The sequence below is a fragment of the Rhizobium sp. X9 genome, from assembly GCF_018873185.1.
Taxonomy (GTDB): Bacteria; Pseudomonadota; Alphaproteobacteria; order Rhizobiales; family Rhizobiaceae; genus Agrobacterium; species Agrobacterium oryzihabitans.
Genome location: NZ_CP071313.1, coordinates 156,346 through 168,902, shown reverse-complemented (window position 1 = coordinate 168,902; position 12,557 = coordinate 156,346). Strand labels below are relative to the sequence as shown.

Annotated in this window: 16 protein-coding genes; 8 read left to right on the top strand and 8 right to left on the bottom strand. The window is 55.1% G+C overall.

Annotated features, from left to right (window positions below):
• Positions 1–123 precede the first annotated feature (123 nt).
• A protein-coding gene (locus tag JZY08_RS26640) for an IS3 family transposase (RefSeq protein WP_149149104.1) occupies positions 124–1,337 on the top strand; the annotation gives its coding sequence in 2 pieces (ribosomal slippage) (positions 124–460 and positions 460–1,337; 1,215 coding nt in all).
• Here the strand turns inward: JZY08_RS26640 and JZY08_RS26635 are convergent.
• From JZY08_RS26635 to JZY08_RS26625, 3 genes are all read right to left on the bottom strand, one after another.
• Complete coding sequence (locus JZY08_RS26635; RefSeq protein ID WP_246669769.1) at positions 1,334–1,912, bottom strand: DedA family protein; 579 nt, start codon at positions 1,910–1,912, stop codon at positions 1,334–1,336. The genes JZY08_RS26640 and JZY08_RS26635 overlap by 4 nt on opposite strands.
• Positions 1,913–2,259: 347 nt before the next feature.
• Complete coding sequence (locus JZY08_RS26630) at positions 2,260–2,961, bottom strand: L,D-transpeptidase (protein ID WP_083532141.1); 702 nt, start codon at positions 2,959–2,961, stop codon at positions 2,260–2,262.
• A gap of 31 nt (positions 2,962–2,992) precedes the next feature.
• The gene (locus tag JZY08_RS26625) at positions 2,993–3,610 is read right to left on the bottom strand and encodes an SCO family protein (protein ID WP_072495074.1); all 618 of its coding nucleotides are present in this window, start codon (positions 3,608–3,610) and stop codon (positions 2,993–2,995) included.
• Between the two features lie 237 nt (positions 3,611–3,847).
• On the opposite strand from JZY08_RS26625, the gene JZY08_RS26620 reads away from it, so the two are divergent.
• Genes JZY08_RS26620 through JZY08_RS26610 form a run of 3 tightly spaced genes read left to right on the top strand, consistent with a single transcriptional unit; the run spans position 3,848 to position 5,879 of the window.
• Positions 3,848–4,273, top strand: coding sequence for a disulfide bond formation protein B (locus tag JZY08_RS26620; RefSeq protein ID WP_301183744.1), 426 nt, complete (start codon positions 3,848–3,850; stop codon positions 4,271–4,273).
• Positions 4,270–4,932 carry a thioredoxin domain-containing protein gene (locus JZY08_RS26615; protein WP_080823606.1) on the top strand — a complete coding sequence of 221 codons (663 nt, stop codon included), beginning with the start codon at positions 4,270–4,272 and terminating at the stop codon, positions 4,930–4,932. The genes JZY08_RS26620 and JZY08_RS26615 overlap by 4 nt, the downstream gene beginning before the upstream one ends.
• A 23-nt stretch (positions 4,933–4,955) precedes the next feature.
• Positions 4,956–5,879 (top strand): cation diffusion facilitator family transporter, encoded by a 924-nt coding sequence (locus tag JZY08_RS26610; protein ID WP_080823604.1) that lies wholly within the window; start codon positions 4,956–4,958, stop codon positions 5,877–5,879.
• Positions 5,880–5,881: 2 nt separating this feature from the next.
• Here the strand turns inward: JZY08_RS26610 and JZY08_RS26605 are convergent, their stop codons facing one another.
• From JZY08_RS26605 to JZY08_RS26590, 4 genes are all read right to left on the bottom strand, one after another.
• Positions 5,882–6,940 (bottom strand): NAD(P)/FAD-dependent oxidoreductase, encoded by a 1,059-nt coding sequence (locus tag JZY08_RS26605; RefSeq protein WP_107341866.1) that lies wholly within the window; start codon positions 6,938–6,940, stop codon positions 5,882–5,884.
• A gap of 26 nt (positions 6,941–6,966) precedes the next feature.
• Positions 6,967–7,137, bottom strand: a complete 171-nt coding sequence (locus JZY08_RS26600; RefSeq protein WP_157951666.1) for a hypothetical protein — start codon at positions 7,135–7,137, stop codon at positions 6,967–6,969.
• 3 nt (positions 7,138–7,140) lie between these two features.
• Positions 7,141–8,223 carry a murein L,D-transpeptidase family protein gene (locus JZY08_RS26595; protein WP_107341865.1) on the bottom strand — a complete coding sequence of 361 codons (1,083 nt, stop codon included), beginning with the start codon at positions 8,221–8,223 and terminating at the stop codon, positions 7,141–7,143.
• Between the two features lie 214 nt (positions 8,224–8,437).
• Positions 8,438–8,971, bottom strand: coding sequence for a hypothetical protein (locus tag JZY08_RS26590; RefSeq protein WP_037094253.1), 534 nt, complete (start codon positions 8,969–8,971; stop codon positions 8,438–8,440).
• Positions 8,972–9,611: 640 nt separating this feature from the next.
• Between JZY08_RS26590 and JZY08_RS26585 the strand changes: the two genes are divergently transcribed.
• The 3 genes from JZY08_RS26585 (at position 9,612) to lspA (ending at position 11,318) form a co-directional block, all read left to right on the top strand.
• A complete protein-coding gene (locus JZY08_RS26585; RefSeq protein WP_037094252.1) occupies positions 9,612–9,860 on the top strand; it encodes a hypothetical protein in 249 nt (82 codons plus the stop codon).
• 163 nt (positions 9,861–10,023) lie between these two features.
• Positions 10,024–10,539 (top strand): transglutaminase-like cysteine peptidase, encoded by a 516-nt coding sequence (locus tag JZY08_RS26580; RefSeq protein WP_107341867.1) that lies wholly within the window; start codon positions 10,024–10,026, stop codon positions 10,537–10,539.
• Between the two features lie 269 nt (positions 10,540–10,808).
• Entirely contained in the window at positions 10,809–11,318 is a 510-nt protein-coding gene (gene lspA / locus JZY08_RS26575; protein ID WP_051796774.1) for a signal peptidase II, read from the top strand.
• Positions 11,319–11,368: 50 nt separating this feature from the next.
• On the opposite strand, the gene JZY08_RS26570 is transcribed toward lspA, so the two are convergent.
• Complete coding sequence (locus JZY08_RS26570) at positions 11,369–11,878, bottom strand: hypothetical protein (protein ID WP_035228721.1); 510 nt, start codon at positions 11,876–11,878, stop codon at positions 11,369–11,371.
• Positions 11,879–12,001: 123 nt separating this feature from the next.
• Between JZY08_RS26570 and JZY08_RS26565 the strand changes: the two genes are divergently transcribed.
• Positions 12,002–12,418: a helix-turn-helix domain-containing protein gene (locus JZY08_RS26565; protein WP_035228718.1), complete on the top strand. Its 417-nt coding sequence runs from the start codon at positions 12,002–12,004 to the stop codon at positions 12,416–12,418.
• Positions 12,419–12,557: the final 139 nt, after the last annotated feature.

The window sequence follows — 12,557 nt, the reverse complement described above, 5'->3', positions numbered from 1 at the left end:
CCATAGTAAACAGGCATGAAACTGCTGATGACTTCAATTGGATTGTTCTCTGAACTGCCCCCCATTTCGACCGGACAGTCGGCATAAGCAGAAAGGCTCAAGCACAGGCTTGAGGATAGGCTTATGTCTAACGAGTATCGACACGTTGAACTGCTGACGGGTGATGTTCGCCGCAGGCGATGGACAACCGAGCAAAAGCTGACGATCATTGAGCAGAGTTTCGAACCAGGCGAGACGGTATCTTCGACCGCTCGCCGTCACGGCGTTGCCCCCAATCTGCTTTATCGGTGGCGTAGGCTCTTGAGCGAGGGAGGTGCTGCAGCCGTGGATTCTGACGAGCCGGTAGTCGGCAATTCGGAAGTGAAGAAACTGGAAGATCGCGTCCGCGAGTTGGAGCGCATGCTCGGCCGCAAGACGATGGAGGTCGAAATCCTCCGCGAAGCCCTTTCCAAAGCGGACTCAAAAAAACGGATATCGCGGCCGATCTTGTTGCCGAAGGACGGTTCCCGATGAAGACCGTCGCAGACACGCTGGGCGTCTCCCGTTCCAACGTCATCGAGCGGCTGAAAGGTAGATCGAAGCCGCGTGGAGCATACCATAAGGTCGGGGATGCAGAGCTTCTGCCCGCCATCCGCAGGCTGGTGGATCAAAGGCCAACCTATGGCTATCGGCGGATCGCCGCGCTCCTCAATCGCGAAAGGCGAGCCGCCGATAAGCCTGTCGTCAACGCCAAACGGGTCCATCGCATCATGGGCAACCACGCCATGCTGCTGGAGAAGCATACGGCCGTTCGCAAGGGCCGCCTCCACGACGGCAAGGTCATGGTCATGCGCTCCAACCTGCGCTGGTGCTCCGATGGTCTGGAGTTCACCTGCTGGGATGGGGAGGTCGTTCGCCTCGCTTTCATCATTGACGCCTTCGACCGCGAGATCATCGCCTGGACAGCGGTCGCCAATGCCGGAATATCCGGCTCGGATGTCCGCGACATGATGCTGGAGGCGGTCGAGAAACGCTTCCATGCAACCCGAGCCCCGCATGCTATCGAGCATCTCTCGGACAACGGTTCGGCTTATACAGCACGGGACACGAGGCTGTTTGCCCAGGCGCTCAATCTGACGCCCTGCTTCACGCCGGTGGCCAGCCCGCAGTCGAACGGAATGTCCGAGGCATTCGTCAAAACCCTGAAGCGGGATTACATCCGCATCTCTGCACTACCGGACGCCGAAACGGCGCTCCGGCTCATCGACGGATGGATCGAAGACTACAACGAAATCCATCCACATTCAGCGCTCAAGATGGCTTCCCCTCGGCAGTTCATCAGGGCAAAATCAATCTAGCCGACCTGTCCGGTGAAACGGGGAGCACTCCATTCTCCAATTTTCGGGATCCGGACAGTTATCCGATTTATACGCCACCATGCGAAGACCGACAGGAGGAGCATTGCGGCAAGTAAGACAATACTTGCAAAGCCCCAGCCGGTTTCCACCGCCTCCTCTATCTGTGCGCCGAAAACAAAGCCCGTTGAAACCAGGCAGACGGTCCAAATTATTGCTGATCCTGCATTCAGAACTGTAAACTTTGCCCATGACATTGATCCGAGACCAACCGGAAGCGCGCCGATGGTCCGCATACCCTTGGGATATCTGTAAAGAAAGATGTAGGCCCAGCCGTACTTTGCAACTAGGATTTTCGCGGCCGCATAGGCCTTTTCGGCAAAAGGCCACCTCGTTAACCACGCATCCCCGTATCGTCTCGCGATAAAGAACCGTGCTTCGTCCCCGAGATAGCCGCCGGCAAAGGTCACCGCTAAAACAAGGGACAAGTCCAAAGCTTGTGTTTGAGCCGCATAGCCCGCGAACAACGGGAGACTACCGCTTTTCAGCATGCAGTATGCGAAAAGCAGGATGTACATCCATGTCCCGTATTCTCGTACTAGATCAGACAAACCGTCCATATCGCTTCACCAAATCAAATCGCAGGCACAAACAGAAACTCTTTTGTGTACGATCTACACGATCTATCGGATGTTTTCCGTCGCATGGCCTGCCTGGTGAGTGCACGACCATCGGACATCTGGTTCAGTTTGGCATAGCCCGGGCACGAGCTGAGGCTTCCGGTGTTTTCCGACAGCCTCTACATGACAGCGCCAGGGGAATGCGGATAATCGGAGTCAGCTCCTACAGGGCACAGGCCTCGCATGCCTGGCCTCACGACTTCAGGCCGCTGAACTGTCGGTGGGGACTTCACGGTTTTCTCCGCCTATGCCTCAGAGAAGCGAGGCAGGCTGGTAACGACGATGGGGGTTTTGCCTGGCACTCGACCATACAAGTCGACCACGTCCTGATTGATCATCCGGACACACCCTGAGGATACCGACTTGCCGATCGTCCACCATTCTGGCGATCCATGGATGCGGTAAAGCGTGTCTTCGCCATTCTGGAAAATGTAAAGCGCACGCGCGCCCAATGGATTCTTGAGGCCAGGTGGCATACCGCCATTGGCAATGCTGTAGGGCGCAAGTTCCGGCTGTCGAACGACCATCTCGTCAGGTGGCGTCCAGCGCGGCCACTGACGTTTGTACTGAATGACCCCCTTGCCCGACCATTCGAACCCCTGCCGGCCGAGACCGACCCCGTATCGCATCGCCTGTCCGCCCTCGTAAGTCAGGTAGAGAAAATAGTTGGCCGTATCCACGACCAATGTGCCTGGCCGCTCTCCAGTCGGATCACTCACCATCTGCCGGTAATAGCGCTTGGCGATCTTCTGGTAGGGTATAGCAGGCAGCGGGAACTGTTCGTTCAGTATCGGTCCATAGGTGGTTTCCAGAACTGGATGGGATATGGGTACGATTTCAGACTGTGTCGTCTCTGCGGTCGTTGCCGAGCAGCCAGTCAATACAGCCGCCGCTGCCCCAGCCCCCCCGATAACGAAGCCTCGTCGTGTCAATTTGCCAGACTGCAATGTATTTCCTCTCGACGGTTGAAGTTCTGGCTTACGAGCCGGTCATCAGATTTCGGATTTTCTTCATGCGAACCTCGCGGGATTCATGCATGTCGAGCGTTCCTTTGAAGCTACCATTGGCGTCCATCATGTATACGCCAGCCGTATGGTCCATTGTGTAGCTTCCATCTTCGGTCGGAACCTTGCGTGCGTAGGCGGAGAAAGCTTTGACAGCCGTCGCTGTTTGCTCCGGCGTTCCCCGAAGGGCAAGGATTCGACGGTCGAAGGATGTCATGTACTCGTTGAGCAACTGCTGAGTATCTCTCTCTGGGTCAACGCTGATGAAAACAACGTTGAAACCGCTCGCAGCGGGCCCGAGTTCATTCATCAGGTCACTCAGCTCGAACAGCGTTGTGGGGCAGATGTCAGGGCAGTGGGTAAAGCCAAAGAACGCCAAATACGGCTTTCCCTTGAGGACAGCGTTATCGATCACTTGGCCCCGGTGCGAAACCAACTCAAATGGGCGACCGATCGAAGGGGTAGAGGACGCGTCCGGCTCACCAACACGTTTGCCGCCACCCGACTGCAGCAAATAACCTATAATCAGTAGCAATGTGAAGATCGCAACCACACACCACGCCACAACTCGAAACGCTCTGAGAGCTTTCATCTAATTCCCTGCCGACATTCACCCTGAAGAGCCCTTTGGAGTACTCCTAATCCCTCTAGTAGCTTGAGGTTCAAGGCTAATGGCGGAGAAAATCGAAATTCTCCTCAGTCGTTTCGCTGTCATCCACATCAGACAGAAGCGGAAATTTCGGTCGCACAGAAAGCGCCCTTGACCCTCAAGCTACTAGAGGTTTCATACTGACGAGCATCAATGAGCGACAGGAATGGCAGATAAGTGGTGAAAACTAACGACGGCGCATGGCTTGCGATCTTCAGCGCGTGGATAATTGCCATGGGTTCGACGTTGGGCGCACTGTTTATCGGTGAGGTCATGGGGCAAGCGCCATGCGATCTCTGTTGGCACCAACGAGCCTTCATGTTTCCACTGGCAGTGCTGCTCGCAGTCGCCGCTTTCCGCTCTGATGCCCGTGCCTGGATCTATGCCGTTCCGCTGGCAGCGGCGGGATGGTCGATCGCGGCATTTCACAACCTTCTTTATTTCAACATCATCCCCACGGCCATCAAGCCTTGCGGCCAGGGGCCATCCTGCTCGGGCGCGGGTATGCTCCTCTTTGGAACCCTGCCCATTCCGCTCCTGTCGCTTGGTGCATTTACTGTCATCATCGTCCTACTTCTAATCGTGCGCCGGAGAACACCAGCATGAACAGACGCACTTTCGTTATCGCTTCGGCTTCGGCCGCGATTGCCGTTTTCGCAGGAGGCGCGGCCCTCTATGATGGGCTTACGCCAGACGCGGAGCCAGCGCCCTCTACAATGCCGGGGAACAATACCCTCGTCAGAATGCACTCGCCGGTCATGGGGCCGGTTTCGGCGCCTGTGACAATTGTCGAATTTTTTGATCCGTCTTGTGAGGCATGCCGGGCCTTTTATCCGCTCGTGAAGCAGATGATGACGCAGACCGGAAATGACGTGCGACTTGTCCTGCGATACACCGTATTCCACGAAGGTTCCGATGATGCAGTGCGCATATTGGAGGCCGCGCGCAAACAAAACCTGTTTGAACCGGTCCTAGAAGCGATACTGGAACAGCAGCCTGTCTGGGCCGATCATGGCAAACCAGATCTAGAAAAGGCATGGCAGATCGCGGCGATGGCCGGACTTGATGTCGAGCAGGGAAAGAAGGATGCGGCCTCCCCAGCGATCGACAATATTCTCGCCCAGGATATGGCCGATGTTCAGGCCAACAATGTGAAACAGACCCCGACATTTTTCGTGAACGAAAAGCCTCTCACAGAGTTCAGCCCGCAAGGTCTTTTCACTATGCTGAAAGCTGAAATCGATGCCAGCAAGGCAGGATCCTGACTTCGGAGACCGGACCGGAATTCATGAGCGGACATCACCACGATCATGAAGCAGATGCAGGAGACAAGCGTATAGGGGGAGCAATTCTCGTCAACGTGCTCCTTACTTTTGCGCAGATTGTCGGCGGCATCTTCTCCGGCAGTCTTTCCCTGATCGCGGATGCGCTCCACAACTTCAGTGACGCTGCATCACTTGTGATTGCGTATGGTGCACGTCGGATCGCGCGCCGTCCTTCTGACGAAAAGATGACGTTCGGCTATGTTCGCGCCGAAATCGTCGCATCGCTGATCAACTACACGACTTTGATCGTCATTGGTCTCTATCTCGTGTATGAAGCGGTCATGCGGTTCATCACACCTGCGCCGATCGAAGGGTGGACGGTCGTGATCGTCGCAGGCATCGCGCTCGTCATCGATTTGACCACAGCCATGCTCACCTACACCCTTTCAAAAACCAGCATGAATATCCGGGCCGCTTTCTTGCACAATGTGTCGGACGCCCTTGGATCGGTGGGTGTTATCATCGCCGGCACGCTTGTGCTGATATACGGCTGGACATGGATTGACCCAGCGGTCACCCTCATGATCGCAGGCTACATACTCTGGCAGGCCTTCGCTGAGATCGGAGGATCGATCCGGATCCTGATGATGGCGGCGCCTGAGGACGTAAATGTGAACGAACTTGTTTCAGACATGCGTTCCGTCGAAGGCGTCCAGGAGGTGCACCATGTCCATGTGTGGCGGATCGATGAAGATCACAAGGCATTGCAAGCGCATCTCGTTGTGACGGATTTATCTCTGCGCAGTGCTGCTGAAGTGAAAGCCGCAGTGCGAAAAATCCTGCGGGACAGGCACGGTATCGACCACAGCACTCTGGAGATCGAAACGCCAGAGGACGGTTGCGAAGACGGCCTGCAGGTCATCGGTCATAATGTTGTAGAAACCTGAGACTAGAGGCTTCGCAGGCACCGTTGACGGATATGCTCAACGATGAAGGCCGCATCGTCAGCCACACCCGCGATCAGGCCAGAGGCACGGTTCCGCTGCCATGGACGTCCTACATAGTAGAGACCGTCAACAGGCGAAATCCCGTTGGAGTGAATTGGGGCAGCCCGAGCATCCACCGCACCTTCGACTTCAATCCAAGGGAGCTCATCGGCATAGCCTGTCGCCCAAACTATGGATCTGATGTTCTCGCTCGATCCGTCGGCGAAACTTACCCTGCGATCATGGATCGCAGCCAGTCTCGGCTTCAGGATTACCCCCGACCGCCTGAGTGAAGCATCGTCATTGCCGCGAACAGGGAATGGATCCTCACGCCTCATCCTTCGTCCGATGATCCCCTGCGCGGATGCCTGGAGAAGGCCGAGCTGCCCCAGCCATACCCACAAACTGCGTCCGAGGACCTTCTCCGGTAAAAGTCTGCGCTTTCGCCCGCGTGCAAGCAGCACCTTTTGAAACCCAGCCATCGCGATTGCCACGTCCCTGCCACTCGCGCCATCTCCGACTACAAGAACAGGGCCTTCCGCCACCGAGCCCGGATTGCGGAACTCGGTTACGTGCATCTGCTGAATGTCAGCAGGTAGCAATTTCGACAATCCAGGAATTCGCGGTGTTGAAAATGCCCCCGTGGCAACGATGACAATATGACTTGTGAGACGATTGCCGTCTTGCGTTGACGCCACAAAGAGACTGCCTGCCTTCTCAAGTCGGACGACCTTCTTCGAACTGCTGACCGGAATTTTATGGAAGGAAGCATACCGCCGCAGATAGTCAGCAAACTCATCCTTTCCAGCATAGCCATTTGCATCACCAACCAGGGGCATACCCGAGAGCGCGCTGATGCAGCGAGGTGTAAAAAGTGTGAGGCTGTCATATCTGTTGCGCCAGCTGTCGCCGATTTTTGTGCCAGCATCAACAATCAAGAAGCTCAGGCCCTGCCTCTTCAAGGCGTATGCCGCAGCGAGCCCGGCTTGCCCCGCCCCTATAATCAGGATGTTGGTCCGCATTGTATTCTCCTCAAGCAAGATCGTCGTTACCCATCAACGGCTGGGGAGGTTACGGTTCCGTTGGGTTCAGGCCTTGCCTCTCGACCAATATGCGAGAAGCTCAAGAAAAACACCGCCACAACAAAAATCGTGAGCACTGCCAACACAATCCAGTTATTGCGTCGTATCTTCTTAATCCGCTCATCGGGCTGGGCCATAATTCAATCTCCCGCACTTGGGGTAGTCACCCCGTCGCCGGACCTGGCCTTCTTTTTCTCGAAGGGGTCAGCCAGCGCCGCATCTGGTCTGCTAACCGGATATTTTGTGCCCGAGATGCGAGCCGCAAGTCGGGCCGGACCCTCTTTCTTAAGGAGTGCGCGGAAACTTGGATGCATCCCGCCATCCACATAGGACGACACCGTGGAGCCGCCGGCCTGTTGAAGCGCAGCCTCAAGCCTTTGGGTTTCTTCGGCCATGCGGGCTATCAGAGCAGGATCAGGAGAAGCGGCGCTTGCGGGGCAAGCCTCCAGTGGGTCAAGGGGCTCTCCGCCCACGAACTCTTTGTTGAACATGTAGCGGCGACCACACACCGAGACTTTTGGTTGCTGACGGGTCAGTTCGAAATAGTCGTATCCCTCCTTCAGAGTCCGCCAGAACGACAGGTTTTGATTGTCTTTGTGCAGCGCCATGTTTTCCGTCGTCATCCGGAAAGGATAGGCCTGAACCTGGAACCGCTCCTGTCCCGATGAAAGTGCCTTGGCGACGATTGCATATATCTCACCAACGCCCTGGTCTGTCAGCGCAAAGCAACCGGAAGAGGAGCAAGCACCGTGGACCATCAGCGCCTCGCCGGTATAGCCGAGTGCCGTCTCAAGCCTGTTTGGATAGCCCAGGTTGAAAGATACATAGTACTGCGATTTAGGATTCAGCATGCCTTTTGAAACGTGGTAAAATCCCTCTGGCGCTTGGCGGTCACCTTCCTTGACCTTGGGACCTAGCTTCCCGGACCACCTGCACATCGGATATGTCTTGAGCAACGCGTAGCGCCCACTTCGGTCGATCTTCCAGACCTCGAGCTCGCTTTCCTGCTTGAAGATCCTGATCAGGACGGGGCTTTCTGCTGCCATCCCCTTCTTTGACATCTCTGCCAGCATCTTGCTCGACAGTTCGGGGGCCATGCTGGACAGGTCGTCTAGCCCCATGTCTGAAACACATCCGGATAGGGGGATAGCTATAAGGGCTCCAAGGCAGGCATTCCGCGCGATCAGAAGTGCTCGCTGATTCAAATTCTGAAACCAATTCATTTCGTCACTCTTCGCGCTTTCAATGAAACCGTGCCGACATCACCAATAAGGTGCCGAGCGCACCACGGCAGCCGGCAATACAGGAAGGGGGGCACGACCGCACGACGCCGCATCGAACAAACCCTTAGCCACCGGTACAAATATAGGACCTCAAGTAACTAGAGCTACAAGGGGCAGCCCCAGGAAAGGCTAAACGCTCCTCCCACCCAACCATCTACTCATCTTTGGGCACGGGACCAGGCACAACATCGAGCAGAGATTTATCAACCAGGGGGGTTACCTTCATTGGGTTTGCTCCGGAGGTGCGCATCCGCTCCAGATCTGCTGCAGTGAGGTAATCGAGCTTGGTGATCAGAGTTTTATAGTAGGCTTGCAGACCAATCCGCTTGTTCATCCGCGCCACCAGATCTAACCTTAAGGCATCGGCGGCGAATTCGGGGTCTGTGAGCACCGGTCCAGACAACAGTGTCGCGATCAATTCGTCCGTCAGTTCTGCCTCCGGGCTGGGACTAGCACGCAGTGCCTCGTCATTTGCGGTCAACGTCACTTCTGCAACGACGTAACCGTCGACCTTTCTCTCCCGAATAATCGGGACGGTCACCATCGCCGATTTGACCACCTCATGTTCGGTTAGCCCGGGAGACTGCGTCTCAACCTGTTTGGGCGCTGGGGCCCACTGGAAACCAGCGTAGACAGCAACCAAGCACACCAAGACACACCACGCTCCGGAGCATGCAATCTTCCACATTTACTAATCTCCATGAGGATCAACCGGAGCTACGCCGGGATCCTCCACCGATCGCTGTGCTGCCATCGCATTCAGGCGTGATTGGACAGTGCTCGATCCCTTAGTCGATGAGAGCCGCTCTCAAGCCGCGTGTTGGACATAGTCCAACGCAGCAGACACCTGGTTACGATCTCCGGGCGGTATTAACGGTAAGATCAGGCTCGGGGAGGAGGATCAAGGGGATCAATGCCTGCAAAGACACGGAACCGATTTGGTGAAACTCTGTAGGCAGAGAGCATTCGTTCCGAAATTGCAGCGCTTTCCTGCAGGCAAGCCAGAAGCTCGTGAGAATGCTCGACCAGATGCTGGCATTTCGCGTGGGTACCAGCAGACGCAGTCCCTTGATGGACGGTTCTGGATATCGTCGCCCCGGAGATGAGATCCCGTGCGACTGATCCATGCGGACTCACAATAGCGACTGCCAACAGCAGTGCCATACACAAAATCCGAATCGATTTTCCAAGCCGCGACATCATCACACGTCACAATTAACCTGTCTGAGATTGCCTGAAGCTGGTGCACAGGCACCGCCGCACAATGGAGGACGCAGACAATAAGAATTGATTTCCCCATATGTGACCATAGCCTCTAGAGTCGAGATATGATCGGTTCAGTCGCACATATCTCGAAAAAACTTGGCATGATCGCTGCGTTTTCGCTGGTGGGATTTGTGTTCGTCAAGGCTGTTTTTGCCGTCGTTTGCTGGGGCATAGGACATGACTCCTTCGAGGCCATCGCGGGCATCGTCTCATCCATCGGCCTTGGGGGCTGGATCGGCATAGAGGCCTATCTGTCGTTCACAAGCTGGCGATCTCATAAAAAAGTGCCTGAATTCGACACAGGCCGATAAAATTGCACTGAATTTCTTTGCGTGATGATCGTGTTCGATCCGCATAACTCGTCCCAACACATAGGGACGAGTTATGACCTTCAGATTCCTGCTCGCAATTTTCGCCATAACGTTCATTTCGACAGGCGCCGCTTGGAAACCGGAAGCGGCAACATGGGATTCCATGCCTGTCGCCGGGGCGACGTCGCAACCGATCGGCCACTTCGAATTTTGTAAAAGATATCCCGAAGAATGCCAGCCTAACGCTGCAGATCGCGCACGCCTGAAGCTCACAGAGGAAATCTGGAATAGCCTCGTTGAGGTCAACCAGGTCGTCAATACAATTCCGGCTATCGAGGATATCGAGATCTATGGCGTCGAGGAATTTTGGAATTATCCTACCACCGCAGCCGACTGCGAGGACTTTGCTCTGCTGAAGCGCAAGCTTTTGATGAGGCGCGGGATCGCGGTCTCCAATCTGCTGATCACAGTTGTACTTCAACCGGACGGATCCGGGCATGCTGTTTTGACGGTGCGGTCGGAAATAGGCGATTTCATTCTCGACAACTTGCGTGGTGAAATCAGAAATTGGTCGGAAACAGAATATACATATCTCAAGCGTCAGGATTCCCGCAATCCTGGCAAATGGGTGAAGATCAGGGACGGTCGAGACACAACAGCGGTCAGCGGCATTCGCTAATCGAGGTGACAAATTAGACCGGCCGATCCTGCAGCAGTCAGCCGGGTGCCTGACGAGGTGAAACCTCGCAATGATTGGCGCCCCAGCTCAGATGATGAGCCCCGGCCGCCACTACACTTTTCCTTGATGCAGCAACTGGCACAAAATTTTGCACTTGAAGCTCTAGTTCCTAGAGGCCGCATGGCAAACCAAGTGAGCGTGAAATCCCGCTCGCGGCCAATCTGCCAAATCGTAGCGAATGTAAGAGTGTGCTCAGTCTGGAACCGAAAATGCTGTTCTCGAAAAAAGCCATGTTCAGGCTTACCGTCATCGTCCTCGGGGTTACCGCAATCTGCGGTATCGATCTGTCCGTCAAATTCGTCATGGCGGAGCTTCTGGCAACCCCGACTGGAACAATCGAGTTGACCTCTTTTTTCAACCTGAAACTCACCTATAACACGGGCGTTAGCTTCGGGTTATTTTCGGACACCATCGTGTCAGCGCCCCGTTTGTTCGCCACACTTCAAGGGGGCATCGTAGTCGGACTCGTCATTTGGGCAGTATTCGCCAACAGTGTCCTGGAGGGAATGGCCATAACGGCAATGGCTGGGGGTGCGAGCGGAAATGTGGTTGATCGTTTGATGAACTTGAGGGTTACCGACTATTTGGATTTCCACGCCTCCGGGTGGTCATGGCCTGCCTTCAATATTGCAGATGTGTTCATCGTTTGCGGTGCCATTGTCCTTGTGGCGGCGTCGGTAGTTCAGACGAAAAACGAGCATGCGTCCACGAACTCCTGACGGGGTGCGGCGCAAGGAAAAGGCGTCAACTCTCGGTTTTGTAGTAGCCTTTATTCGCGATTTGGTTCTCCATGGTGATGATTAGTTTCCGCGGCATCTGGAGCAAGAATATCAAGCGGGACAGCACGCAAGGTACCGTCATCGAATTTTAGCGTCATCGTTGCGGCTTTCGGAGGACCCGAATTTCGCATCAGTGAAATGAAAACCGTATCCTGTCCCATGTCCAGTTCCGCTTTTCGGGGGATCACGACGTAGGTGTCCGACAGCGGCACTTGTTCGAAGCCCTTGGATTTGGCCATCGGGCTCACGAGTGTTGCAGTCGAGTACCCTGTGACGTTGACAGAGACAATCGCCATGTCATCGGGCGTACCATTGTAGACAGTGACATATGCTTTATCCGTGACCCCGTCCGGCGCTAAGACCAGTTCGGCATGTTCGATAGTCAAGGCGTCGTAGTCGATTTGATGAGGTTCATTTGTCACGTTAGCCCAGGCGCCGCTCTGACCGGCGAAAAGAAATGCAGTGGCTGCCACACACCAACGTTTTGCTTGATTTGCCATTTATAAATCCTCACATGTTCCGAGCCATTGCTTACATACCTCTCGGTTGTTCGAGGGTTCAGGTTCGCGTGATGGGCTAATTTGTCGCGGCCTGCACCTGCCGCATTTGGAGAGGGAGGTAGCATGCTCACCATTGGAGATCTGTCCAGGACCACGGGTGTCAAGGTACCAACGATCAGATATTATGAACAGATGGGGCTGCTCTCACCGCCGGAACGTTCTGAGGGCAATCAGCGACGTTACTCGAAGACCGAGCAGGAACGCCTCTCATTCATTCGACATGCCCGCGACCTTGGATTGACGATCGAAGCTATTCGCGAGCTTATAGAGCTGAGCCAGCATCCGGAAAAGCCGTGTGCAGAGGCCGACAAGATAGCTGCCGAACAGCTTGTGACAATCCGACAGAAGATCGAGAGATTGAAGAAGCTGGAAGCCGAGCTGGAACGGATCTCAACACACTGCCATTCGAATCAAGTGCGCGATTGCTATGTGATCAGGGCCTTGGCAAACCACGATATGTGCACCACCGAGCACGACTGACTACAGCATTTCACTGCCCAAATACCTCTGAGTACACGGCGATCCCAGTTGGTACCGATCTGAATGATCGGGGCGGTTGGTGGCGAGCTCCAAGTCGCACAGATCGTCCAGACCAAGAGACTGCATCAGGGGTCGCAAT